General features: G+C 47.0%; 21 protein-coding genes. 3 read left to right on the top strand and 18 right to left on the bottom strand.

Annotation, left to right across the window (positions count from 1 at the left end):
* The 7 genes from C0033_RS18205 to C0033_RS18180 form a co-directional block, all read right to left on the bottom strand.
* A partial coding sequence (locus C0033_RS18205) for a 4Fe-4S binding protein (RefSeq protein ID WP_347501185.1) occupies positions 1-401 on the bottom strand: 401 nt, incomplete at its 3' end.
* A gap of 47 nt (positions 402-448) precedes the next feature.
* Complete coding sequence (etfB, locus tag C0033_RS18200) at positions 449-1,234, bottom strand: electron transfer flavoprotein subunit beta (protein WP_103229328.1); 786 nt, start codon at positions 1,232-1,234, stop codon at positions 449-451.
* A 68-nt stretch (positions 1,235-1,302) separates the two neighbouring features.
* Positions 1,303-2,442, bottom strand: a complete 1,140-nt coding sequence (locus tag C0033_RS18195) for an acyl-CoA dehydrogenase family protein (protein ID WP_103229327.1) — start codon at positions 2,440-2,442, stop codon at positions 1,303-1,305.
* 37 nt (positions 2,443-2,479) lie between these two features.
* A complete protein-coding gene (locus C0033_RS18190; RefSeq protein WP_103229326.1) occupies positions 2,480-4,096 on the bottom strand; it encodes an AMP-binding protein in 1,617 nt (538 codons plus the stop codon).
* Positions 4,097-4,117: 21 nt separating this feature from the next.
* Positions 4,118-5,698 carry a malonate decarboxylase subunit alpha gene (locus C0033_RS18185; protein WP_103229325.1) on the bottom strand — a complete coding sequence of 527 codons (1,581 nt, stop codon included), beginning with the start codon at positions 5,696-5,698 and terminating at the stop codon, positions 4,118-4,120.
* Between the two features lie 433 nt (positions 5,699-6,131).
* Positions 6,132-6,293, bottom strand: a complete 162-nt coding sequence (locus tag C0033_RS27150; RefSeq protein ID WP_180994807.1) for a hypothetical protein — start codon at positions 6,291-6,293, stop codon at positions 6,132-6,134.
* A 268-nt stretch (positions 6,294-6,561) separates the two neighbouring features.
* Positions 6,562-7,800, bottom strand: coding sequence for an MFS transporter (locus tag C0033_RS18180; RefSeq protein WP_103229324.1), 1,239 nt, complete (start codon positions 7,798-7,800; stop codon positions 6,562-6,564).
* A 491-nt stretch (positions 7,801-8,291) separates the two neighbouring features.
* On the opposite strand from C0033_RS18180, the gene C0033_RS18175 reads away from it, so the two are divergent.
* Positions 8,292-8,831: a PadR family transcriptional regulator gene (locus C0033_RS18175; RefSeq protein WP_103229323.1), complete on the top strand. Its 540-nt coding sequence runs from the start codon at positions 8,292-8,294 to the stop codon at positions 8,829-8,831.
* A 131-nt stretch (positions 8,832-8,962) separates the two neighbouring features.
* Here C0033_RS18175 and C0033_RS18170 read toward each other — a convergent pair whose 3' ends face one another.
* The 3 genes from C0033_RS18170 to C0033_RS18160 are packed head-to-tail and all read right to left on the bottom strand — an operon-like array spanning position 8,963 to position 11,606.
* Positions 8,963-10,462, bottom strand: coding sequence for a sodium/panthothenate symporter (locus C0033_RS18170; RefSeq protein WP_103229322.1), 1,500 nt, complete (start codon positions 10,460-10,462; stop codon positions 8,963-8,965).
* Positions 10,463-10,482: 20 nt separating this feature from the next.
* On the bottom strand, positions 10,483-10,824 hold the full coding sequence (locus C0033_RS18165) for a YhdT family protein (RefSeq protein WP_103229321.1): 342 nt from the start codon (positions 10,822-10,824) through the stop codon (positions 10,483-10,485).
* Positions 10,825-10,835: 11 nt separating this feature from the next.
* Positions 10,836-11,606 (bottom strand): DUF169 domain-containing protein, encoded by a 771-nt coding sequence (locus C0033_RS18160; protein ID WP_103229320.1) that lies wholly within the window; start codon positions 11,604-11,606, stop codon positions 10,836-10,838.
* Positions 11,607-11,946: 340 nt separating this feature from the next.
* Between C0033_RS18160 and C0033_RS18155 the strand changes: the two genes are divergently transcribed.
* Complete coding sequence (locus C0033_RS18155) at positions 11,947-12,735, top strand: helix-turn-helix transcriptional regulator (RefSeq protein ID WP_103229319.1); 789 nt, start codon at positions 11,947-11,949, stop codon at positions 12,733-12,735.
* 870 nt (positions 12,736-13,605) lie between these two features.
* On the opposite strand, the gene C0033_RS18150 is transcribed toward C0033_RS18155, so the two are convergent.
* From C0033_RS18150 to C0033_RS18115, 8 genes are all read right to left on the bottom strand, one after another.
* On the bottom strand, positions 13,606-15,186 hold the full coding sequence (locus C0033_RS18150) for a malonate decarboxylase subunit alpha (RefSeq protein WP_103229318.1): 1,581 nt from the start codon (positions 15,184-15,186) through the stop codon (positions 13,606-13,608).
* Positions 15,187-15,260: 74 nt separating this feature from the next.
* The gene (locus tag C0033_RS18145) at positions 15,261-15,896 is read right to left on the bottom strand and encodes a DUF4125 family protein (RefSeq protein ID WP_103229317.1); all 636 of its coding nucleotides are present in this window, start codon (positions 15,894-15,896) and stop codon (positions 15,261-15,263) included.
* Between the two features lie 38 nt (positions 15,897-15,934).
* Positions 15,935-16,861 carry a DUF4037 domain-containing protein gene (locus tag C0033_RS18140; RefSeq protein ID WP_103229316.1) on the bottom strand — a complete coding sequence of 309 codons (927 nt, stop codon included), beginning with the start codon at positions 16,859-16,861 and terminating at the stop codon, positions 15,935-15,937.
* Complete coding sequence (locus C0033_RS18135) at positions 16,827-17,654, bottom strand: tetratricopeptide repeat protein (RefSeq protein ID WP_103229315.1); 828 nt, start codon at positions 17,652-17,654, stop codon at positions 16,827-16,829. Before C0033_RS18135 ends, C0033_RS18140 begins: the two co-directional genes overlap by 35 nt.
* A gap of 125 nt (positions 17,655-17,779) precedes the next feature.
* Positions 17,780-18,694, bottom strand: coding sequence for a glycyl-radical enzyme activating protein (locus C0033_RS18130; protein ID WP_103229314.1), 915 nt, complete (start codon positions 18,692-18,694; stop codon positions 17,780-17,782).
* A 144-nt stretch (positions 18,695-18,838) separates the two neighbouring features.
* Positions 18,839-21,238 carry a pyruvate formate lyase family protein gene (locus C0033_RS18125; protein ID WP_103229313.1) on the bottom strand — a complete coding sequence of 800 codons (2,400 nt, stop codon included), beginning with the start codon at positions 21,236-21,238 and terminating at the stop codon, positions 18,839-18,841.
* 30 nt (positions 21,239-21,268) lie between these two features.
* On the bottom strand, positions 21,269-22,846 hold the full coding sequence (locus tag C0033_RS18120; protein WP_103229312.1) for a serine hydrolase: 1,578 nt from the start codon (positions 22,844-22,846) through the stop codon (positions 21,269-21,271).
* Positions 22,847-22,976: 130 nt separating this feature from the next.
* Entirely contained in the window at positions 22,977-24,266 is a 1,290-nt protein-coding gene (locus C0033_RS18115) for an SLC13 family permease (RefSeq protein ID WP_103229311.1), read from the bottom strand.
* 257 nt (positions 24,267-24,523) lie between these two features.
* Between C0033_RS18115 and C0033_RS18110 the strand changes: the two genes are divergently transcribed.
* Positions 24,524-26,101 carry a helix-turn-helix domain-containing protein gene (locus tag C0033_RS18110; protein WP_103229310.1) on the top strand — a complete coding sequence of 526 codons (1,578 nt, stop codon included), beginning with the start codon at positions 24,524-24,526 and terminating at the stop codon, positions 26,099-26,101.
* Positions 26,102-26,111 lie beyond the last annotated feature (10 nt).

Below are 26,111 nucleotides of genomic sequence, written 5' to 3'. Positions count from 1 at the left end.
GTGGACAGCTCTTCATGGTCTGCCACGTATACTTTATCCGCTCCATAGGCGAACAGTTCGTCTGCCAGGCCTTCCACTCCGCTTCCGCAGAGAACTGCGCACAGCTCACAGCCCACTTCTGCTGCCAGCTTCTTGCCTTCTCCAAGCAGTTCGATTACCACCGGCATGATCTTTCCGTCTCTCTGCTCTGCGAATACCCATACGCCTTTATATGCGCTTAAATCTTTTACTTCTTTTTCTTCTTCGACCTTTTCAATTGCCTTGAATGGACATTTCTCCACACATACGCCGCATCCGGTACATGCCGTTCCGATCACTGCCAGCTTGTTTTCCATGGTAATTGCGTCAAAAGGACAGTTCTTCACACAGATGGAACAGCCTTTACATTTTTCTTTAATCACATTTACTGCCATTTTCTATACATCCTTTCCTCGTTCTCATTCGATCCTTAAATGTAATGTTTTTCTTTCAGCTTTCCAACTAAGCATGCGCTCATATCCTGAATGCTTCCGCTTAACATCTCGCCTTTTCCCTTTGGCGGCGGTGTGAAGGAACGGAACACCTGAGTCGGGGATGCGTTCAATCCGCAGTTCTTCGGGTCTAATTCTACATCGTCATGGTTCCATACGGTGATCTCTTTCTTGTATGCGTCTACGATTCCTCCGATACTCATGTATCTCGGCTCGTTTAATTCTTTTACGGCTGTCAGAAGGCATGGGGTCTGCACTTCGATCACTTCATATCCGTCTTCCATCTGTCTCTGTACGATGGCTTTTCCTTCTTCCAGTTTGATCTCCTGAACATAGGTTACTACCGGAAGGCCGAGTCTCTGGGCTACCTGAGGTCCTACCTGTGCGGTATCTCCGTCGATGGCCTGACGTCCTGCAAAGATCACGTCCACTCCGCCCACTTTACGGATTCCCGCTGCGATTGTGGTGGATGTCGCGCAGGTATCTGCTCCGCCGAATGCGCGGTCGCTCAGCAGGTATGCTTCGTCTGCTCCCATTGCAAGGCATTCTCTTAACATATAGGTTGCCTGTGGCGGTCCCATGGTTAAAACTGCAATCACGGTATCCGGGTCCTGGTCTTTGATCTGTAATGCTGCTTCTAACGCGTTGGCGTCATCCGGGTTTAAGATACTCGGCACACCGTCACGGATTAAGGTGCCCTTTACAGGGTCGATCTTTACTTCATTGGTATCTGGTACTTGTTTAACACAAACTAATATCTTCATTTCTACCTCCGCTCTGCCGCAATACGGCATCTATATTCATGTGAATAATTGTCCACATAATTTACGTCTTATTTTTTTAATAATTTGCCTGCGATTACCATCTGCTGTACCTGAGAAGTTCCTTCGTAGATTGTGAATACGCGGCAGTCTCTGTACATGCGCTCTACCTTGTAATCCTTGATAAAGCCATATCCGCCGTGGATCTGCACTGCTTTTCCTACGATCTCATTACAGGTTTCAGCTGCAAAATATTTCGCCATAGATGCTGCCATGGATGCGTCCTGATGGGTATCCATCAGATAAGCGGTTTTATATACCAGCTGTTTTGCTGCTTCCAGTTTTGTTGCCATATCGGCGATCATGAAGCTGATTGCCTGGAAATCACCGATTCTTCTGCCGAACTGTTTTCTCTCTTTTGCATATTTGATCGCTTCATCCAAAGCGCCCTGAGCCACACCGATGGACTGAGCCGCAACGCCCATACGTCCGGTATCCAGAGTCTTCATCGCATTGCTGAATCCTCTTCCTTCTTCTCCAAGAAGGTCGCTCTTATGTACGCGCACATTGTCCAGGATGATATCGCTGGTTGCACAGCCGATCAGTCCCATCTTATCCTCCGGTTTTCCGCAGGATACGCCCGGAAGCTTCATATCCACAACAAATGCGGAAATGCCTCTGGTTCCTTTTGTCATATCGGTCTTTGCATAGATAACCGCATAATCGGAAAGAGGAGCCATGGTGATGAAGGTCTTACGTCCGTTCAAAATATAGTAATCGCCGTCTTTTACGGCTGTTGTTGTCATACCGCCCGCATCGGAACCTGCGCCCGGCTCTGTTAAAGCAAATGCCAGTTTTTTCTCGCCTGTTACAACGGGTTTTAAATATTTTTCCTTCTGCTCGTCATTGCCGGATAATAAAAGAGGTCCGCCGGATAAGGAGTTAGGGGAAGAAACATATAAGCTGGCTACGCCGCTCACTCTTGAAATCTCTTCCATAACAATTACATAAGAGCGGGCATCTCCGCCCTGGCCGCCCAGTTCTTTCGGAACCTTAATTCCAAAAAATCCTGCTTTTGCCATTTTCTGAAGAATCTCTTCCGGGAAAACTTCCGTTTCCTCCACCTGGTCCAGAATTTCTTTGGTCAGCTCTTTTTCTGCGAATTCTCTGGCCAGTTTTCTGATCAAGTCGTGCTGTTCTGTAAAATACATGTTTTAATTTCCTCCATTCTGCCGTTTCACCGGCAATTTAATCAGGTTTGTTTTCTTGTTCTAATCTATCGATAACCTGTTTTTTTAATTCAGATATCAATACTTTTCCACTTGCAGTCATGGGAAATGACTGAAACTGCATTACATGGCTGGGAATCTTATAATGGGCCAGCCTCGGCTTCAGATAAGCCAGAATCCCCGGTTCACTAAATGGGATTCCCGGAACCGGAATGACGCAGGCCACTATCTTTTCCTGAACCACATCGGCTGGAATGCCGATCACCTTTACATCCTGTACATTGGACAAATCTTTAATATAACTTTCGATTTCCTGAGGGGAGATATTCTCTCCCGCCCGGATGATCATATCCTTGCGCCTTCCCACCACATGCAGATAACCGTCCCGGTCCAGATACCCCAGATCACCGGTTCTCAGCCAGCCGTCTTCCATAATCACAGCTTCTGTTTCCTTTTTCAGATTGTAATAGCCCTGCATCACATTATAACCGCGGACCTGTATCTCGCCGATCTTGTCATGTTCCAGAATCAGTCCTGTCTGAGTTCCATAGATTCTCAGTTCCACATGGCTGATCGGCTTTCCTGCGGTTTCCGCTTTTCTTCCAAAGTAGTCTTCCCGGTCCGCTATGGTTACACAGGGAGACGTCTCCGTCTGCCCGTAGGAGGGGATCAGGTCGATCCCCGGAATCCTCTGGCAGATGGATATATATTCTTTCGACGACAGCGGCGATCCCGCTATGATGCCGGAACGCAGGCTTTTCAGTGAATATTCGGAAAAAGCCGGGTTGCGTATTATGGCTAAAAACATGGACGGCACCCCGTTTAACACGGTGCAGCTGTATTTATCAATGTGATCCAATACCTTTTTTGTCTTAAAATATTTCATCAAATGAATGGTGCATCCGGCGTGAATGCTGGCTAATAAACCGGAGGTGATGCCAAAACAGTGAAACAGGGGAACCACTAAAAATAACTTATCGTTCTCATTCCACTTCATACGAACCGCGGTTTCCAACGAATTATTTACCAAATTGTAATGGCTCAGCATAACGCCTTTGGGAATGTTGGTGGTACCTGACGTAAAAAGCATTCCGGCAATGTCTTCAGGCTGTACCTGACGTTTTACACGGGCCAGTTTGATCATCTCTTTTTTGCTCTTTTCAGCAGTAAAAAAGCTTTTTTCCGTCATCCACTTGCCTTCGCCGTCGCGGCCGATGGGAATCCACCGTTCCACTTTGCACCAAGCTTCTCTTTTCACCTGGTCGATCATGGTTTCGTACAGAAGAGACTTATAACCGTCTCCGTAATACATGTATTTGATATCCGCATACCGGATGATGTCCATCAGTTCATGTTCCAGATAACAGGTGTTAATGAGTACCGGAACCGCTCCGATCTTCAAAAGAGCCAGAAATGTCAATACCCAGTTTGGGGTATTCACACTCCAGAGTCCCACGTGATCGCCTTTCTTCATGCCGAAGGAACACATCCTGACCGCCAGATAATCCGACACCAGATCCACTTCCGACCAGGTATAATTCTTATCCCAGTATTCGATTGCTATCTTGTCGGGAGACGCTTTCACCCGGCCGGCTAAGCAGTCTCCTATGGTCTTGTTGACCAGTTCCATCTCCATCTACCGCACCATACCGCTTTCTTACATGGATAAACCGCCCCATGTTTCCATAAACATCTTTTCATCCATCAGTTTTAAATCGGGAGAAACTTCCGGAACAAAATCCATCTGGCCGATAATATCTTTCTGAAGGTCGATTCCGGGAGCGATCTCGATTACAGTCATCTTCCCGTTAATCAGTTCAAATACGCACCGTTCCGTCACGTAAAGAACTTCCTGGCCGGATGTGGAAGCATATTTGCCGCTGAATGTGATCTGCTCCACTTGTTTTAAGAATTTCCGTCCTTTTCCCTCTTCTATAATCACCAGTTTGCCGTCCTGAATCTCTTCCTTGCATTTATCAGCAAACATACCTGCAAACACAACTTTTTTCGACGCCTGGGAGATGTTGATAAATCCGCCCGGCCCCGTAAGTCTTGGAATCTTCTTAGTCGGATCATTCTTGTCCGGAATGTAGAACTTGCTCACATTGATGTTTCCATCTTCATCCGCCTGGGCGAGTCCCAAAACAGCCAGGTCACAGCCGCCGCCGTCATAAAAATCGAACATGGAGCCATGATCCACATTGGCTTCCGCATTATACGCACTTCCGAAGTTTGGAAGTGCTGCGGGCACGCCTCCGAAAGAACCGCTCTCCGTTGTCAGCATGATGTCATCTATGTATCCCTCTTCTGAAACGATACTGGCCGTCTCAGACGGAATTCCAACGCCTAAATTGACGATATCGCCTTTTTTCAGTTCTGCCGCGCATCTTCTTGTAATCACCTTTCTCGGTGACAACGGGATTACGGGAAGAGCCTTTAACGGCTTCTTAATATTTCCTGCAAAGGCCGGTTCATAGTAGGTTCCTTCCGTCTGCCAGCAGGCGTTTGGATCTGTGGCTACTACGACGTAATCCACCAGAGCGCCCGGAATCTTCACATCTTTTGGATGAAGGGTTCCCTTCTGAGCCGTATACTGAACCTGGACAATTACGATTCCTCCGCTGTTTTTCGCTGCTTCTGCAACCGCATATCCTTCATTGATCGGTCCTTCGTTCTCAAATGTGATGTTGCCGTTTTCATCCGCTGTAGTGCCTCTTAAAAGGGCTACATCCAGCTTAAAGGATCTGTAAAACAGATATTCTTCTCCGTCCAGATGAATCAATTCCACAAGATCTTCCGTGGTAACCTCGTTCATCTTACCGCCTTCAATTCTCGGGTCCACATAGGTTCCAAGTCCTGTCTTTGTTATAAGACCCGGACGGTGTGCTGCAATCTCTCTCCAAAGATTGACGATAACTCCCTGAGGCAGACAGTGGCAGGCCATCTTGTTGGCCCGTACCAGATCGTTCATGGCAAATGCAGATCCGATATGCGCTGCCGACCACTTGGTAACAAGGCCTTCGATTCCAAGTCTGGTCATGCCTCTCTCTTTCCAGTCGCCCATGGCGCTTCCCTGTTTCATGGTGAGATCACAGGGATGTCCTGTTTCCTTGTAGTTATCAGCGATTGCCACAGCAACCTCCTCCGCCCAGCCTGAAAGCCCCATGCCAGCGACTCCTACGGTTGCGTGATCCGGAATCAATTGTGCCGCTTCTTTGGCAGTAATAAATTTTGCCATGATTTACTCCTTCCTTAATCGCTTATGTTATTTTCTTAACGCGATTATATCATATTAATCCAAACATGTAAATATAGACAGGTTTTATTAGACCCATTTCGTGAGTTTTAATGATAATTCTCATCATTTTTTGTGTACTTTTCACAATGATTTTTTTTGGGGGGATTTGACGAGGGGGGGTACGCACGGAAAGGGGAGGCGGAACCAGGAGCGGAAGGTCTGAGGAGGTGACCGGGCCGGACAAGGAAGATGCAGCCAAATGGGATTCGGGATTCGCCCCTAAGAGCTACTAAGGCCCGTAAGGGCAGAACGAGGCAGGCCAGCGCCATTCGCAGTGAACTCTTGATGACTTCGCTGCTCAATGGCGCTTTAAAAACTGAGACGGAAATCAGTTTTTACCTGCCTCGTTCTGCCCTTACGGACCTAAGTAGCACTACAGGGGTTCCATACGATCCCATTTGGCTGCATCTTCCTTGTCCGGCCCGGTCACCTCCTCAGACCTTCCGTTCCTGGTTCCGCCTCCCCTTTCCGTGCTGGTTTTCGCAAGCCTGGTTAAAAACAATGTTTTTGTGTCGGTTTTTACATAGATTTTCACATAGATCCTCAAGGCTTTTTAAGAAATGCCTTCACGCTTTACATTAAATCTTCAAGGCATTTTCGGAAATGCTTTGACGGTTGATGTAAATCTTTTTTTGTTCTCAGCCAGCCTAGCAACAGCCGTAAAGAAGGAAAAGCCCGGACGAACGGTGAAGGTAATAAGCGAAATGGGATTTGAGATTTGTCCCTAAGATTCTATTTCACTTATTACCTTCATCGTTCGTCCGGACTTTTCCTTCTTTTCGGCGTATTTTATGCCATTAGAATCATTTCGCAGCCTTCGGGCTCCTTATCATGAAATTGCAGAGAAGAGCCACTACTGCAGCGCCGATCATCAGCATGAATGTGCTGACAAAAGACCCGCTGGCATCGTATAACGCGCCTGCGATGGTTCCTCCGAAGGAGGAAATTAAAAGGTTCATGTTGATAATTGAAAAATTCACCGGATAATTTTTTCTGCCAAAGAACGCGCTGATGAACGCGGAGTTGGTAGGGTTGATTCCTCCGTAGGAGAAGCCGGTGCAGATAAATCCTGCTACAATTAAACCAAAGTTTTTCTGGGTGAGGGCGATTAAAACCACGCCCACTGATAAAATAAATGCTACTGTAATCACTGTCATCGTTTTAGCCCGGCCGATTTTATCGAATAATCCGCCGAAAATCAGACGGCCGATGCCGTTGAATACGGAGATTAAGCCGACAACGGTTGCAATGGTTCCCGGGTTTACATCCGGGCCGACTTCGGTTGCAACTCCGCTGGCCTGAGAAATAAGAGCCAGTCCTGCAGCGCTTAAAAGAATCGCCCATACGAAATACAGCCAGAACGCTGAAGTTTTCAGCATTTCACTTGGCGTTGCTTCCAAACCGCTTTCATTTTTCTTTGCCTTTCCAGCGCCGCTATCGACTTTGATGCCGGCCAGGTCTTCGGCTGTAGGCTTAACAAAAAAGAAACTGCTGACAACCAGAACAACCAAAAGTACAACGCCGAAAACGAAAAATGAATTTCTCCAGGCATCGATTCCCGGTCCTGCCGGTGTTGCCGCCTGATATACTTTTCCGATGATGAAGCTGCCGATTCCAAATCCCATCAGCAAAAGCCCGGAAACCAGACCCTGTTTATCAGGGAACCAGCCCAGCACGGTGCTCATCACCATGTTGTATACAAAACCGGAAGCGAAACCACAGAACATTCCGTATCCGATATAGAGTGTGGATGGGCTGCCGCTCTTGGATGCGATAAAAAATCCGACGAAAAACAGCACAGCGGATATCCAGACTCCTACTTTTGTTTTAATCTTGTTGGACAATAAGCCTCCAAACAGGCCGCCCAAGCAGAAAAATCCCATGCATATGGTGAAGGTCAGGGACAGCTGCGCTTTTGTCCAATCGGAAAAATAAGCGGCTATCGGTGAAGAAAATACGCTCCACGCATAGACCAGACCTGCTAACAACAATACAATGATTCCAACGACGGCATATGTCCATCGATTTAATTTTCTATTCATACCTTACTCCTTCTCAGAGACTATTTTAAAATACCAGCCTCTTTCCCTTACTTTTTCTCACTGCTTTTTCATATTCTTCATGCTGCCCGCAATTCCTGAAATGTTTTTTCAAATCCCCTGGATCGTAAAAAACTCAGGTATGTAATGTCATCACCCCTCTTTTGTTGATTCTCATTCCACTTCATAAAAGCTTGCGGTAAAATTCATTTTTCTCGCGGATGACTGCAGTTATCACCGCATTTTCTCAGGGCAGCTTAAAAACCAGATCTTCATCTGCCTTTTACAACTGGCTTAACGAGATTATAGCACACTTTTGGAAACATATAAATTCAGACATGTAGATTCATACATTTTTGTAAGTTTTTTATAAGTATAAGTTCCTTTTTTTATTTACATTTCACAATATTTATAAAATAATTTGTTATTTTTGGAATTTATGATAGAATCAACTATAAACGATTTACAGATTTCATCCATAAAGGAGAGTTCCTATGAGAACATTAAAATATGCTATTTTAGGCCTGATTAACCGGGAACCCATGACCGGATATGACATTACGAGGGAGTTCAACAGCAACAATCTGGCCAATTTCTGGTATGCAAAACACAGTCAGGTATACCCGGAACTGAGCCGGCTGATGGAAGAAGAACTGGTCACATGCCAGGTTGTGATTCAGGGTGAAAAACTGGAAAAGAAGCTCTATACCATTACGGAAAAGGGACGGAAAGAACTGCTGGAGTGGCTGATGGAGGACGATCCTTTAGGGCCGACTCCGAAGGATGTGTTCCGCCTTCGCCTCTATTTTTCCGATTTTATGACTCCTGAACAATTGAAAAATCATCTGCAGGAGCAGATAAAAAAACACACCTCTAAACGCCAGTATCTCTCCGACATCATGGAGCAGAATCATCAAAATACACCGCCTCCTGCCGGAACAAAGGAATGCGGCGATTTCATGGTTCTGGAAGGCGCTATTATCAGGGAAACGTCTTATATCCAGTGGCTGAGAAACTGTTTGAAACGGATGTAAATTTTTGTGAAATCCAGGCAAGAAAGAAAGGCCGGAGCCGTCAGACCGATATGAATCGGCTGATCCGCTCCGGCCTTTCTCAGGCTCCGGCTCTCTTTTATACAAACTATGCGGCCGGTAAAACGGATTCCTTATCTATTTTCCATCTCCGGGTAATCCGCTCCGAACCAGGTGGCGATAATTCCATATGGCGTTTTCGGCGTCACTTTGCTGACTATGATCATGATAATCGTGGAAATCAGCGTTGCCACGATGCAGGCGTTCATTCCAAGGCTCCACGGAAGGACTCCTTTATCGATTAAAAGATACAGCGGAATTCCGGTTACGATGGCTGCAATGGCTCCGTACTCATTGGCCCCTTTCCAGTAATATCCCAGCAGCAGCGTGCTGGTAAATGCTACGGTCAGACCTCCGGTGGAATAGGTGATCAGCGTAGCCAGCAGCGCCGGCGGATTCAGTGCGAACAGGAAATTGATAAGGGAAATTACCACAGTGGATATCAGGGATAATTTCTTTAAAGTTTCCGGTTTCGCTTTCGGCTGAAACAAGGTCTGGTAAAAGTCTTTTACAAAGCAGGAACTGAGCGCTACGATCATACCTCCCACAGAGGACTGAACAGCGCCGCACACGCCTGCCAGCACCAATCCGGCAACCCAGGACGGAAGCACGGTCACGGTTAAAAGCGGAATTCCCATATCCGGTACGGCCAGTTCGGGGAACAAAGCCTTAATCGGAAAGCACAGCATGTTCAGGCATACCAGCCAGATGAAAACGATCACCAAGCCTACTTTTATGGCATTGTGAAGCACTTTTGTATTCTTGTAGGTCAGGGCCGACATGGTCACATGCGGCAGGGTAAAGGTGGTAAATCCCCAGAGAAAAGCGAATGAAAATACCATCTGAGGCTTCCAGGCCGGCATGAACCACTCCGGCTGTGTATCGACCAGATTTTTCACAACTTCTCCGTAAGGGCCGGCTGCATTGCGCCCCATCAGAAACAAGACCACAACGGAAATCGTCATGATAATTCCCTGAATCACGATCGCGGTTGCCACTCCTTTTACCCCGCCGGAAACAGCGGCTATAATCACCAAAATGGTGAATATGGCCAGGCCTACCCAATAAGGCTGTCCCGTCATAACCTGGAAGATTCTTCCTCCGCCCACGATGGTGGAAACGGCGAAGCCGCCTAAGAAAATAAGCAGTACCACGGCTGCCAGAAAACCGAATACTTTATTGTAGTTATACCGGTGCATCAAAAGGCTGACAAATGACTGGGCGTCAATTCTCCGGGCCACAATTCCCGTCTTCTTGCCTACCTGGCCGAGAACCATGAAGTTCATGGTGGTGCTCCAGAAACAACAGAGCATCCACACGCTGCCCAGGGAATAGATATAACCCGGAACTCCCAGGAACACTCCGGCTCCCGCAACTCCTGCCGATACCATCATGGCGATCATCAGCATTCCCATGCCGCGCCCGCCGGTATAATATTCATTCACATATTTATCCACTGCCGTTGACTTCATGGATTTTCTGGAATAAAGGCTGTAGAAAAATAAAACTGCCGTATAAAGTGTAAATACAATGATAATAACGGACCGTGCTCCGCTTGAAATACCAAGATCCATATGCTTTCCCCCTGTAAGAATTACTTTTTCTCTTTCTTTATCAATTTTCCTTTAGGCGTTACGTCCATATCCATGAATACATGATCGATGATGAAAAAACATGTGATAATCATGACAACAAATTCACAGAGTTCCAAAAACAGCCACAGCGGAAGACCCAGCACATATGTATATTTGGACGGGTCCGCTCCCAGCGTATACAAATTGATAATCAAAAGCGCACAGTGAACAATAAATACTCCGATCACGACCCAATACTCCTTCATGATCTGCACAAATCTCTCGTCCGGCTCAATGTCGCTGAATTCATAATTCCGGCTCATCGGATCGATTTCATTCCTTTTTCCCTTTGTTTCTCCCATAAAAAATCCCCCTATTTCAGATCCACAGTGCTGTTAAGTTCTTTTGCCATCTCCTGCCATCCGTCCATTCTGCGTTTTAACTCCGCCTTGCTCTCCTCATCTTCCCGAAATGCAATTGCGGTCCAGTCCATTTCCTCTAAGGACAACACCACTTCATCGATTTTCTGATAAGGGATTGCGATCATCCGAAGTCCCGGCGGATAAGCTTTCCTTCTCTTCAGGCCGTGATAAAATCCGGTGGTGATGTGATTCACTTTTCCCGATATCACCGGATAGGCGTACATCCAGGCGCAGCTCATCACAGGCGAAGACTTGGACTCCCAAAAATCCCCGCTGACATAGCTGGTAGCCCTCATCAAAATGTCCGCTTTCTCCACATCGGCGATGCAGACGATCAGATCCGGATCAAAATCGCATTCACTCACCTGTGAAAAAACGACATAATTAACGGTTCCCGGCACGATGACCGGCAGTTCCTGATACAGTTTTCTGCAGGCCGCTTCGGTCTTGTACATGCCGAAATCTTTGCCCGCCTGTCCGCTGGCCGTCACCGGCGGTTTTTCAATCATTCCCAGAGATACTTTCCCGTAACAGGCATCATTTTCCTTGGTGATGTAGAACTTTCCCCCTCTTTTCTGGGCTTCCCGCACATACTCACAAAAAGCGAAATGTCCATCATAATGTTCTACCCCCTCCGGTTTCACAACGCAGTATTTCAAGGCAACCGGAGCGTATTCCAGTTCCAGCCTGGCAAACAACTCTTTTGCTTTTTCATTTAACATCCCTTCCATACCTCCTTTTTAATGATATAATTATAACAATTAAGAGGTTGTGGAGGAATTGAAGAAGCTAATGATCTTCTCTGGAAGAAATGTGAAGATATGTGGAAAGACTAGAAGATTCCTGCTATTTTATCCTCATTTTTTCTATATTTCCGGCATATTCCGACCATTTTTTCATATTATTCCATTAAAACAGGCAGAATATTTCCGCTTTTGAAAACGAAAACTGCCTAAGAAGCTATATATCGATTTATTTGCCTGAATTATCAGAATGTGATATACTTATAGTTATTAATCTAACAAATACAGACGTATCAGAACGCGCAAAGGAGTATACATTATGCCGCAATCCTTGTTAAATTGTGAGTGGTCTTTTCTCTCTCAAATGATATACCGGATCAATCAATGCAGTACCTACGAGGAGTTTGCAGAAATCAGTTTAAAACAGATTAAAACCATGATTCCTTACACAAAGGGAATTATGTTTCAGGCGGAGAATAAACAGGGCATGATTCGCATGGTCTGTCCCTATGCCATCAGCCCTCCCGGAAATTCTTTTGACGAAAACCGCTACATCGAAGGCAATTATTCCGCAAAATGGTCTGATTACATGTATACCCCATGGAGCAACGTATTCCGCCACTCCGATATCAGCCAGGAAACCGATTGGACAAAGACTCCGATTTACCAGGATATTCTGGCTCCTCAAAACCTTCATTACGGACTTTACACTACCTTAATTCACAACGACCGTCCGTTAGGCGCCATTGTGCTGTGGAAGTCAAAGGAATCCGGGGATTTTACAGAAAAAGAGATGTATATTATGGACGTGATGAAGATTCATTTTGAATTAAAACTGTACTATCTCCTGACAACCCAGGTCACGCCAAAGGATTCTCTCCCTTCCGCATTCGCCAAGCCCATCACCTCATTCTCACAAAACTACGGGCTCACGAAAAGGGAAGCTGAGATCACCCAGCTGATCTATTACGGCAAAACAAGCGAGGACATCTGCCAGGGACTATACATCAGCGATTCCACGCTCCGAAAACATATTCATAACGTATACCGCAAAGTCGGCGTAAAAACCCGGGTCCAACTCCTCAAAGAACTGGAGCAGTTTACCTAATCTTTATTTAACTGGCGAAGGTACGCCGGAAAGAAGGGGAAGCCCAGGCGGGCGGCGGAAGTAATCGGCGAAATGGGATTCGGGATTCGCCCCTAAGATGTACTAAGACCCGCAAGGACAAAAAGAGACAGGACCGCGCCCATTCGCAGTGAACTCCTTATGACTTCACTGCTCAAGGGGCGCTTAGAACCTGATTCGGAATTCAGTTTCTACCTGTCTCTTTTTGTCCTTGCGGATCTAAGTACTTCTAAGGGGTTCCATACGATCCCATTTCGCCGATTACTTCCGCCGCCCGCCTGGGCTTCCCCTTCTTTCCGGCTGTTGCTTGGCTAGCTGAGGGTAAAAAAGATTTGGTGGAGTAGTGAGTAAGTTTTTACATCAACCGTGAAGGCATTTCTGAAAATCCCTTGAAGATCTATGTAAATGCGGTTCTATACAACTACCTAGGTACATCTATTGTTTTTAACCAGGCTAGCGAAAACCAGCCCGGAATCGAGATGCGAGGAAGGGAGAGGCGGTCTTTACGGGAACCTGGGCGGGGGAGAATGAAAAAAGGACAATTGGGATCGTATGGAACCCCTTTAGTGATTCTTAGGCACGCAAGTACAGAAAGAGACAGGTAGAAACTGAATTCCGAATCAGTTTCTAAGCGCCCCTTGAGCAGTGAAGTCATAAGGAGTTCACTGCGAATGGGCGCGATCCTGTCTCTTTCTGTATTTGCGGGCCTTAGTATCACTTAGGGGCGAATCCCGAATCCCAATTGGCCTTTTTTCATTCTCCCCCGCCCGGGTTCCCGTAAAGACCGCCTCTCCCTTCCTCACATCTCGATTCCGGGCGTATCTTTCGCCAACTAAGTTAAATAACAATTTTTTACATGGATAAGTTTCCCCAGGTTTCTTCGAACATTTTTGCGTCCATCACTTTAAGATTTGGTGATATCTCGGGGACGAAATCCATTTGGCCGATGATATCTTTCTGGAGGTCGATTCCCGGAGCGATCTCGATTACGGTCATCTTTCCGTCGATCAGTCTGAATACGCAGCGTTCCGTTACGTACAAAACTTCCTGGCCGGTCTTGGCGGCGTAGTGGCCGCTGAATGTAATCTGTTCCACTTTTTTTAGGAACTTTCTTCCTTTTCCCTCTTCTAAGATAACCAGTTTTCCGTCTCTGATCTCTTCCTTGCACTTATCGGCAAACATGCCTGCGAAAATCACTTTTTTAGATGCCTGAGAGATATTGATAAATCCGCCCGGGCCGGTAAGTCTTGCGATTTTCTTAGACGGATCTTTTTTGTCCGGAATGAAGAATTTGCTCACATTGATGTTGCCCTCTTCATCCGCCTGGGCCAGACCCAGTACGGCCACATCGCAGCCGCCGCCGTCGTAAAAATCGAACATGGAGCCGTGGTCCACATTGGCTTCCGCATTATAAGCGCTGCCGAAGTTTGGAAGTGCTGCGGGTACGCCTCCGAAGGAGCCGCTCTCCGTGGTGAGCATAATATCCTCTGTATGGCCTTCTTCCGAAACAATGCTGGCGGTCTCAGACGGGATTCCCACGCCAAGATTGACGATCGCACCCTTTGTCAATTCGGCCGCGCATCTTCTGACAACCACTTTTCTAGGTGATAGCGGAAGAACAGGAAGTGCGTTTAATGGTTTCTTGATGTTGCCTGCAAATGCCGGTTCATAATAGGTTCCCTCTGTCTGCCAGCAGGCATTTGGGTCTGTGGCAACCACTACATAATCCACCAAAGCGCCCGGAATCTTCACGTCTTTTGGATGAAGGGTTCCCTTCTGCGCTGTATACTGAACCTGGACAATTACGATTCCTCCGCTGTTTTTCGCAGCTTCCGCCACCGCATAGCCTTCATTGATAGGCCCTTCATTTTCAAATGTAATATTGCCGTTTTCATCCGCGGTGGTTCCGCGCAGAAGGGCAACATCCAGCTTAAATGACTTATAGAACAGATATTCTTCTCCATCCAGATTAATCAATTCCACCAGATCCTCTGTGGTTACCTCATTCATCTTTCCGCCTTCGATACGGGGATCCACATAGGTTCCAAGACCTACTTTGGTGATGAGGCCGGGACGGTGGGCGGCAATCTCCCTCCAAAGGTTGACGATCGCGCCCTGCGGCAGGCAGTGGCAGGCCATCTTGTTGGCTCTTACCAGATCATTCATAGCGAATGCGGAACCGATGTGGGCGGCGGACCATTTCGTAACCAGGCCTTCGATTCCCAGCCTTGTCATGCCTCTCTCTTTCCAGTCTCCCATGGCGCTTCCCTGTTTCATAGTCAGATCGCATGGATGACCTGTTTCTTTGTAATTGTCTGCGATTGCTACCGCTACTTCTTCCGGCCAGCCGGAAAGTCCCATTCCTGCAACTCCTACGGTTGCATGATCAGGTATTAATTGTGCCGCTTCTTTGGCTGTTACAAATTTTGCCATTATGTACCCCTTCCTAATCGCTTTTTTCTTGTTTTTTGTGCGATTACAATCTATTTATCTAAATATAATACAGATTACTCGTTAAAAGATTTCAGGTGATCCTGGGCCTCCTGCACCGACCGGTACCCGTATTGCCGGGCCGTGGCCTCCATCACAAGGATTCCCGGATTCTCATATTCCTGCTCTAACTGTTCAAAACGCCGTTTTAAAAGCCTGAGGGTTTCCACCGAATAAGTCAGCAGTTCTCCGTGAGAATAGGTCTCCAGCGAGGTTTCTAAAACAGCGCCGCTGTCATGTCTTCTAAGAGGACGCCCCCGTTTTCCTAAATCCGGATACTGTTTTCTGAACTGCTCCATCCATGCGACCTGCTTTTCCGTCAGTTCTTCGGACAATCGTTCCTTTTCCTCCGTCACTTCGGGAAGCAGGTCCTTTATTCTATCAAATTCATTTGGCGCGGTGTCCGCCATCATATATCCGTATTTCTCCGTCATCAGATTTCTGCCGGATTGCCGGGCCTGTTCCAGATCGTTTAAGTAAGATAAGAGACATTCCCTGTTCCAGATAGAAAACTGGCTTTTTCTCATAATATCAAACGTGTCCCTGTCGTCCTGACAGGCTGCGCGTCCGCCCTCGTTGGAAACGTTGGTAAACATCTCCCACTCCCGGTCCAACAGGTTTTTAATCAGATCTTCCATATCGCTGATGTCCATCCGCCGCCCCTTTCTTCTGCCTCTTAATCAGGCTCTTTTTATCCCTGCAGCCAGTGCAGTTTCCTGATCTGGGGATCTTCAATCTTCTGCATCATAGTATCCAGATGGCTTTGTAAAAATGGCTCCTCCGTTTCAACCAGATGCTGTTTCTTTAATTCTTTGACTATTTTTTCACAAATTAATTCGACAGTTTCCTGCTTTTCTTTTTCTGTGACCATCGGATCGGTCAGATCCTGAAACAGATTCCATGTATCTTCTAAGAGATCCAGTTCTCTGAGACCTCTGTGCATCCACTTATAAAACGGGGCGTACCTCCGGTTCAAAAGATAGATCATAGAGATTCCGCTTTTTATAAATTCTGCAAGCGCCAGTTCCGCCGCCACCGGCTCCCCTCTTTTTCTGCATCTGGGATAATTATACTGGCCTGACTGTGACATAACGGCAGCCCGGGCCACCATCTTTTTGATTCTGACATCCTCCGGATAGCCGTTTAACAGATACTGCCGGATCTCAGAAAAACGCCCTTCATCATCCCGGAACACCTCACCGTTCACGGCGACGGCCAGATAGCTTTCCGGAAGGCGCATCCATTCCATCATGGTCTTGGGAACTCCATGGATCATCAAAAAATGCCGGTAAAAATCCCATATTTCCCAGACTCCGGTGCGGTGCCCTCCAATCCGGTTATCGCGCCTCGCCTTGAGCCCGCCGTACCAGAGAGGAAGGCGGCTGTATTCCTCCTGGAGGCGTTCCCCAATTTGTTCCATCACCTCAGCAGGAAGCCACATGCAAAAAGCAGGACCAAAATCATGATCCTTAGAGTATTCGTCATCATAACCGAAACACTCGGAGCCCTCTCCCACCAGACCGACAGCGATCCGCTGTTCGAACCCGGGAAATTTCTCATGAATCATCGGACGGCCATACGTTTCATAATATCCTTTTGCCAGTTCCATTCCCTTCATCGGCCATTTTTCCTTCCTTGTCCATCTGTTGTCTGACAGTCTCAATGTTGCGCATGATCGTGCCGTATTCGCAGTTGCCGCCGAACAGGCGGTACATGATCCCGGCAGCCTGTTCCAACGCATTTAAGGCCTTTTCGTATTCTCTCTGTTCATAGAAACAGCCTCCCAAAGCGGAAAGAACAGACGCATAATGGGAATTATTCATTTGGTCTAATCCTTCATATAATTTCAGCGCCTGATTGAGGGCTTTTTCCTCTTCTTCACGGCAGTTCTGTTTTCCATACAGCAGAGCCAGGTTGGTATAGGTAATTGCCGCTTCTTCCCTGCACTCCGGTTTACCGTCAATGATTTCCAAAGCTTTTAATAGTGCAGCCTTCGCATCTTCCAAATGCTCCATCTCCTGATAAACCAGGCTTCTGTTATTATAAAGGCTGGCAATCTGGTAACTGATATCCTCATTCTGAGTCCTGTTTCTCATAATGGCTTCGGCCCTGTCATACAGGTTCAAAGCTTCTTTAAAACGCTTTGCCAGTCTCAAAGTTCCCGCCAGATTGATGAGAAGGACGCCAAATGAAGGAGTATCTGTTTCCTCTCTTTTTTCCGCCAGTTTAACCGCATTGCAAAATGCCTGTTCCGACTCTTTTAACCGGCCGCTTCCCCGGTAAAATCCTCCCAGCTCGCTCCACAGCGCAGCCAGCACGGTCTCCCGGTTTTCATTGTCTGCTTCCTCAATCTTTTCTTTCAGCCACGGCTCCACTTCCTCAATGCGCCCTTCGGCGAAAAAGGAATCCAACTGCCGGAATAATACTTCTAATTCCTGCGTGTGATCTCCCCCTTTCTGTCGTGTTTTTTAACAAAAAGCCAAGGCATGCTTCGTTGCAGAATCCTTTGCCCTGGCCTTTTGATCTTCACTTTACTTTATTTAACGGTAATGCCATATTCCCTGATTATCTGCCTCAGCGTCTCCATCTCTTCTTCCGAGGGCACATGGGTATGAAACTGCGTCTCCTCATATTCCAGCTGGTCCCGTTTTCCCTCTCCCAATTTGTGATAGGGAAGAAGGTTTACTTCCTGGCAGGTGGGAATCTTTTGGGACAGGAATTCTCCCATAGCTTTCATGTTTTCCGGCTGGTCGTTATATCCCGGAATTACGGGTGTCCTGGCGATGACCGGAATTTTAAGTTCATTGGAAATACGGTACAGGTTATCTAAAATCCGCTCGTTTCCAACTCCGGTGCCGCGTTTATGGGCTTCGCTGTCCATATGTTTCATATCATACAGGACAATATCCACAAACTCCATCACCTCCCGCACAGCCTCCCATGGTGCGTATCCGCAGGTTTCCACCGCTGTATGAATCTTATTATCATGGCATCTTTTCAGAATATTTCTGGCAAATTCCGGCTGGGACAGAACCTCTCCTCCGGTCAGCGTCACTCCGCCTCCGGAAGTGCCGTAAAACAGTTCATCCATGGCGGCTTCCTGATACACTTCCTCCACCGTCATGGTGCTGCCCATGATTTCCCGGGCCTCGGCCATACATGCGGGCACACATTCCCCGCATCCGGTGCAGAGCTTCCGGTCATTTTTGACCTTGCCGCCTTCCAATGGAGTGATCGCATTGTTTTTGCACACCGGAACACAGGAGAGACAGCCTGTGCATTTATCCGACAGATACATTAGCTGCGGATGAACTGCATTGGATTCCGGGTTTGCGCACCACAGACATCGGAGCGGACATCCTTTCAAAAATACGTTGGTCCGGATGCCTGGACCGTCATGGATACAGTAATGCTGAATGTTAAATACGATGCCGGACTCTCCTGAATTCATACGCCTCACCTCTGTAAATTTATAGAATTAATATTAACATTTCAAAAAATAAGATACAATATTTCTAAATGCAACAATATTTTTTCTATGCACTATGCACATATTTCGCATTTAAAATAGTGCAGTCATCCCATATAAAGCGCCTTAGAGCTGATGTTCCGTGCGGGCGATGACCTCTTCCTGCATCTGCGGATTCAGCTGTACAAAATAGCAGCTGTAGCCGGCGATTCTTACTACCAGTTCACGGTAATCCTTAGGGCGTTCCCTGGCCGCAATCAGAGTATCCTTATCCACAATATTGAACTGGATATGCTTTCCTCCATGGGTCAAGTAAGTTCTGATCAGGCCCGACAATTTGTGAAGATCCTCGTCTGTCTTAACAGCCGACGGATGGAATTTCATGTTCAGCAAAGTGGCCTGCCATCTGTCCTGTCCCACCTTTAACGCGCTGTTCAGTACGGAGGTCGGGCCTTTCTGATCCACTCCGTGCATCGGAGATACGGAACCGTCTGCCAGTATCTCTCCCGCTTTTCTTCCGTCCGGCGTCGCGCCCGTCAGCAGGCCGCCAGGCTGGTGGCTGGTGATGGAAATTCCGGTTGGAACGTGTTTTCCGCCGGTAATCGTGGGAATGGTGTCGCAGATATCTTCAAACGCCTGATAACAGCGGGCCACCATTTCATCCGCATAATCGTCGTTATTGCCGTATTTGGGGGCGTTTAAGAAATCCTTCTGCATGGATTCGTACCCTTCCCAATCGGCCTCTAATGCATCATAAAGCTCTTTTAAGGTATACTTCTTATCTTCAAACACCAGTTTTCGTATGGCCGTCAGGGAATCTCCCACATTCACCATTCCAATCGGATCGATAACCGCCACATTTTCAAAAGGCATGGTGCGGCAGAACGTATCCTTTCCGGATTCGATTCCCTCAAACATGAGAGCGGAACGTAAGGGATCGGGAAGGAGCTCCTGGGTGATCTTAATCTCCACGTTATTCTTTTGTCCGACCACATTCATGCAGTACTCCATCTCTTTGATAAATGCCTGATAGAGGTCTTCAAATGTGCTGAATTCCGTAAATTCTCCCAAATCAATTCCGCATTTTCCGTCTGTCTTCACATCCACACCTCTGTGGCGGAACAGATCAAAAATCAGAGGAATCGTAACCATAGGAACCGGGCCGGTTCTGGATTTGCCCGGAAGGTTGGCGTCTAAACAGCCGGTAATGATATAATCCCTGGCGTCTTCCACCGGACAGCCCCGCCCGGTAAAAAATTCGATATAGGATTTATCGCTGATAAATGCAGGCAGTCCAAGACCTGCTCTCACCACCTCAAGGGCTTTTATCATCAATTCTTCAGGAGTATCTTCGCTCACGCGGACCGTGATGGTATGATGAGGCGTCTTAGTGATCAGCGCCGCATCCAACATCATGTAGGAGATATCATTTGTTCCGTCCGTTCCGTCCGGTTTGGTGCCTCCGATCAGGAAATTGTGCCATTTCGCCATTCCCGCATTTTTCTTTCTGTTATTCTTCCCTGAGGTCCGGTTCAGCTCCATATCCTTTAATCTCAGACAGCAAAGCCATTCCGTAGCCTCTTCCCTGGTAATTCTTCCGGCTTCCAAATCCGCTTTATAAAATGGATACATCATCTGGTCAAAACGGCCTCCCGGCAGGGTTGTGGACGGGCTCAGCATTAAAAACTGGAACCAGAAGCACTGGATTGCCTCTTTAAACGTTCTGGGCGCATGGGCAGGCACCCAGGCACAGCTTTCTGCGATCTGCAAAAGCTCTTCTTTCCGTTTTTCATCCTCTTCTTTTTCAGCCATTTCCGCTGCCAGCTTGCTGTAGCGCTCTCCTAAGCGGTTCATGGCTTCCAGGGACATGATTACGGCTTTGTAATAGCGGAATTTATCCACTCCGTCAGGGGTATGGAAACTCACCTGTTTCATCTCTTCCCTGGCCTGTTCGATCAGCTTCAGCGTGCCGTTTTTCAGTATTTTGGTATAATCCACCCCTAAAAGGATTAACGACGGTCCCAGGCCCAGGCCCGACTGGGCATAGCCGCCGCCCACGCCTTTTCCGGCCGCTTTATCTTTCCAGGGAGGCAGGATGCATCCGGCTTTTAAAAGGGACAGAATATGTTCATTTTCCGGTTCGTAAAATATATCTCCCATCATGCCGATCAAGGTGGCAGGATCGTGTTTTTTATTCAGTTCCTGAAGATCTTCCACATCTTTAGGGTCCATCTCGTATCCGTCATCAATCAGGGATTCGATCTCATCCTGAGTCCAGATTCCATAGTGGGGATCGATCTCCAGGCCCATGGGTTTGGAAGCTCCCAGACCTACAATCAATTCATCCGGTGCGATGGCGATGGGCATCCGTTCTACCGTTTCCTTTAAAATCTTTGCCCTCTGGATAATCACAGGATCATTGGGTGTTTTTTCAATCACATCCAGCGTAATTCTGTATTTCTCTATGCAAATCGGATAGTGGTCGATGACTACCCTTTTTTTAATCCGTTCAATCCGTTCGTACATAATTTCCTCCTGTCTCCGGCAGCGCCGCCTCTATTCTTCGTCTTCAGCTTCAAATACTGTGCAGAACCCATGTTCATCAAACATATAGAACTCTTCGAAGGTGATCACCGCTCTGTTTTCTTTCTTTTCTATCCTTATGTTGTTGGAATAACAGGTTTCGATAAAATTAAGCGTAATATTGAGAACCCCGTCCTTCCAGTATCCGGTGGAAAGCACCTGATCCGGCAGCTCCGGATGACCCGGCACCTTAAAATGTCCGATCCGGTATAAGCCGTCCACTCCCACTCTGGTCTGATAACTATGCCCTTTCACCTGAAGTTCCAAAAGGAAATCATTTCCCGTAAACTCTTTTAAGCTCAGGCGTTGGACGCCAACCGGGCCGTCCGCCGTGGTGCAGAGCACAAATTTTTTAAGCGCCGAACTGTATACGCCCGGCAGCAGGGAGATTTCATTGTCCGTAAGCTCATACGTATGTTCAAAAAATTTGGAAGCATGTTCCGGCAGAGGCGCCGACAGAACTTTCGGACGGCTTAAACAGTCCAGATACCGTTTTAATTCTTTCTCCGCCTGCTCATTCTCCATAAGCGGATCATCACCCAGAGACTCACCGAATGAGATCAGAAGATTCAGCACGATCTCTTTCATATCCACAACCTTCGGCTTTCTGATCTCGCCCGGTTTCGGAAGCACTTCCACGATATTCTGATTTACGGCCATAACCAGATGTTTATCCGGCATTACCAGAACATACTGTCCGTGTGCGCCGGAAAAATAGTAGGTTCCCGGCCTCTTTGTCATCCAAATCTGGAATCCATATCCGGAAGAGCTGTTATCCGTGTATTCCGGCACGCCCGACCGTTCGTTATTATGCGTCTGTTTCGACGCAGCTTCTTTCACCCATTCCTCGCTGAGAATCCGTTCTCCATCCCAGACGCCGTTTTGCTCATAGAGCATTCCAAGCCTTAAAACATCCTCTAAGGTTGTAAATGCTCCTCCTCCACAGTAACAGTAGCCGTCCGGATGTTTCACCCATTTGATCCGGTCCGTATCGATACCGATTTTATCAAATACCCTGGTTCTCAGATATTCCAAAATGCTGTGCTGCCCGGTGATCTTCGATACAATGGCTCCGATGGCCGATGTATTCGTCCCGTCATAATGGAACACGGTTCCCGGTTCGTCTTCAATCTCCTGGGCAAAAAATCCTTTCAGCCAGTCTTCCTTACAAGCCGGATACGTCTTCCGGCATCCGCTGGTCATCATCAGCATATGGCGTATGGTAAGCCTTTTTAATGCCTCCGAGGGATGATCCGGCATCCACTCCGGCGCCAGGTCGCATACTCTGGAATCGATATCCAAAAGACCGTCTGTCACCAGCGCTCCAACGGCCGTAGCCAAAATCGTTTTAGTCATGGATTGAAGGCCGTGAACCAGATTGGGTGAAAATGGGGCCCACCAGCCTCCTGCGCATACCTTCCCATATCTGGCAATCATGATTCCATGCATTTCCGTTCCGCATTGGTCCAGAGCTTCCACCAGTTCTTTAACCGCTCCGCTGGGAATCCCGACAGATTCCGGCGCTGCATAATTCAGTTCTCTTCTGCTCAATATTACCCCTTCCTTTCTCACCGTGCCTAAGCGGCTCCGTTATCCAACGATAAGCGACGATCTCCGCATAAAGTTGCTGATGCAAAGACCGTCCTGTTAAACACCCGTTACCCCATATCCGGTTTCAGCGCTATGCCCCGATGGAAAATACTCCGAGCGCCGATAAGATACAGGCCGCTGCAGCCATGCCGACTGCAGTAATAACCATCTTGTTTATCAGCTGTGTCTGCACTTCCTGGGTCGATCCAATCAGATTCTGCACTCCGCCGGATGAGAATGGGCTGAAGGAAGTAACCGCACAACCGATCAGCATCGGCACAACCATAGCCGGTATGGAACATCCTGCCGCAGAAGCCAGAGCCGGCACCATCGCAAACAAGAACGGCTGAACCGCGCTGGCGGAAACAACGAAGCTGAGGGCTGCCGCAACAAAACAGATGGCGGGAGCGATTACGAAAGGCGGAAGAGATTCCAGCCATGTTCCAAGGGATTCTATGACTCCCATCTCTTTTGCAAGTCCGCAGTACATGGCCATACCTGCAATGGTCCAAACTGCATTCCAGCCCACTTTTTTAGCGCAGATTTCTCTTAAATCACCACAGTGGGTAATGCATAATATGGAGATACCGATTGATGCGGTCACCGGCATGGTCAGATTGCCTTTCATCCATTTAAACAGAGGGTTTGGAGCGAACTGGCCCACGATAGACGGAATCAGCAAAACTGCAATACAAACTCCAATGATCGTTAACGTACGTTTTTGTTCGCTGTTGAATTTTTCCGGTTTATCCATGGATGCGTCATTTACTTTGACTTTCCAGCCTTTATTAATCACAAACATAACCGCAAACGCCGCAACAAAGAACAGGATATGATAAATCGTGATGCGCAGCAGCAGGGAAGCGGAATCCACTTCCGGGAAGTACTGGGCAAAATAACCGCTAAACATGGAACCATTGCTGGTCCAGGCCGCAAATCCCATGGTAAGGGAACCGGCCCATGTACTGAATGGAATTAACAGAGGGCTGATGCCCGCCTGCATACAAAGTTCCCAGGCTAAAGGAGCCATAATCAGGGAACTGCTTAACCCAGCGCCCGTTGCCGTAATCAATGCGGTAGCTAAAAATATTACAATCGTAATCGCCCATTTTGCATGGCGGAATGTATATACTATGTTTTTGCCGAACACCGCCATGGTTCCGTTGGCATTGGCAAAGCTGTAAAATGTCATCGGCATAACGCAGTTCCAGAACAAGGTAGTAGGCCATAAAGCGATAAATGCCTTCGATTGTGCCCCCAGCACGATCCAGTTAAGCAGAAAACCGATTAAAATAGCCACAAAGCCAGGATTTACTTTAAAAAACTGTCCAACTGCAATTGCCACCACAAATCCTAAGAAAAAAATCAGTACATTCGTCATATCACTTTCTCCTTATCATCGTAAACTAAAATCTATTCCCCCATTTTTGTTTATCACCGGCCTTAATGTATCGATTTTACGTCTCCTTTCTTTTTGAATTTAAAGCGATTATTTGAACTTCGACACATTATTGTCAATCAATTCAAATTGTGATAAACTTAACTTAGTTTTTATTTTATCATTCAATTTGTACAGTTAATATGGTTATCATAACCATTTCGTCAGTCAAACTATACAATTTTAAGGAGTAGCCGCTCATGTTTCTGCTAAATTTTATCAAGGTCGAATTGTCCCAACACATTCTGTATTCTTCTATATTGCAGACCCTGGATTCCGACAGCAGGGGAATCCTTCTGCTTGACCAAAGCACCGAGATTCCCGCTGATTATGTCTGTGTGGGCACAGCATCACAATTTCTGTCTCTCGCAGACAGCTCCGCTCAGGAACCGGTGGGCACTTATTTTTTAAGCGGCGGAGAAAATGATATTTCAAAATTAAAAGCTTTTTCGTGCAATATTCTGCTCAGCGGTCTTTCGCTCAGCACGCTGTACAATAAGCTTTTCGAATGCATTTCTTTATGGAAAAAATGGACCGGACTTTTAAATAAAAGCCAGGATACGGGATTAAAGCAGCTGCTTCAGCGGAGTTCCCGCCTGATTGACGCCTCCATCAGCATCATGAATTCCGATTATAAGATCATAACCGCCAGCATCCGCCAAAAGGACGGCCAGCTCTTTGAAAACTGTGACGATATGCCGGTCACCGCTCAGGAGATCATCGACCGGCTGATCGAAAAAAGGGAAGCTTTTGAGGCTCCGGCTTATTTGGACCAGCAGGACGGGTATATTTATTGCCTGGTGCCGGTTTCCATTGAGCACGAATTTTTTGGTTTCTTATATGGTTGTATCCAGGACGATGGAACGCCTCTTCAGCAGATGATGTTCACGTTGGCCTATGAACTGTCCATCCGGCTTCGCGACTCCTCCTCGCAGAACTCGGCTCTCTCCTTTCAGGAGATCGCCAGACTTCTTTTTTTGGAGCCGCCTGCCGATTATGAGCATATTCAAATCATGCTTCAAAATCTTCCGAAACCGCCTCATAAGTATATGAGGATTATTTTGGTTAAACCGGACGTACCCTTAAACGGGGAAGCTGAATTAAAACAGCTTTACGGAGAACTGAATTGCCTTTTTCCGGCACACCATATGGTGATTTTGGACGATACAATTCTGATCCTTATCAGCTCCCGCCTCGCCTCCTGCGCCTTCCCGGCAGAGGAAGACGCTGTGGAAAAGATTTTGGAGAGTTACCAGTCAACTGCATTGATCAGCCATGCCTGCATGTCAGCCAAGTCACTGAGAATCAGTTATTTAAAATGTAGGCAGCTTTTGCCGATTATTCGCAACGTGAGATCAGATTCCTTTAACCGTCTCTCCTATTTCGGACGTTACAGCTTATATTTGATTGCAGATCTTTGCGCTAACCATATGGAGGAACATTTTGACAGCGATGACATTATTTATCTCTGCTCTCCCGCTGTTCTTACACTGACCCGTTATGATCAGGCCTTTGACTGCAATTTAAGGGATGTGCTTTTTACCTATTTATTAAACGGCAGAAACATAGCGGAAACATCAAAAGTTATGTTCATGCACAGAAATACAATGATTTATAAGATCAATAAAATAAAAGAACTGATTCATCATTCCCTGGATGACCCTTATTACCGCTTTCATCTGATGTTTTCCTGCATGTTGATCCGATATTATGAAAGGTATCAGCATCATTCACTAAACTTATCTCCCTTTATCCGGGACGATTATAAATGGAATTAAAAAGATTTGC

Origin of the sequence: Clostridium sp. chh4-2 (assembly GCF_002899675.1) — a bacterium.
Classification (GTDB): Bacteria; Bacillota; Clostridia; order Lachnospirales; family Lachnospiraceae; genus CHH4-2.
This window is presented reverse-complemented; position numbering and strand designations above follow the sequence as displayed.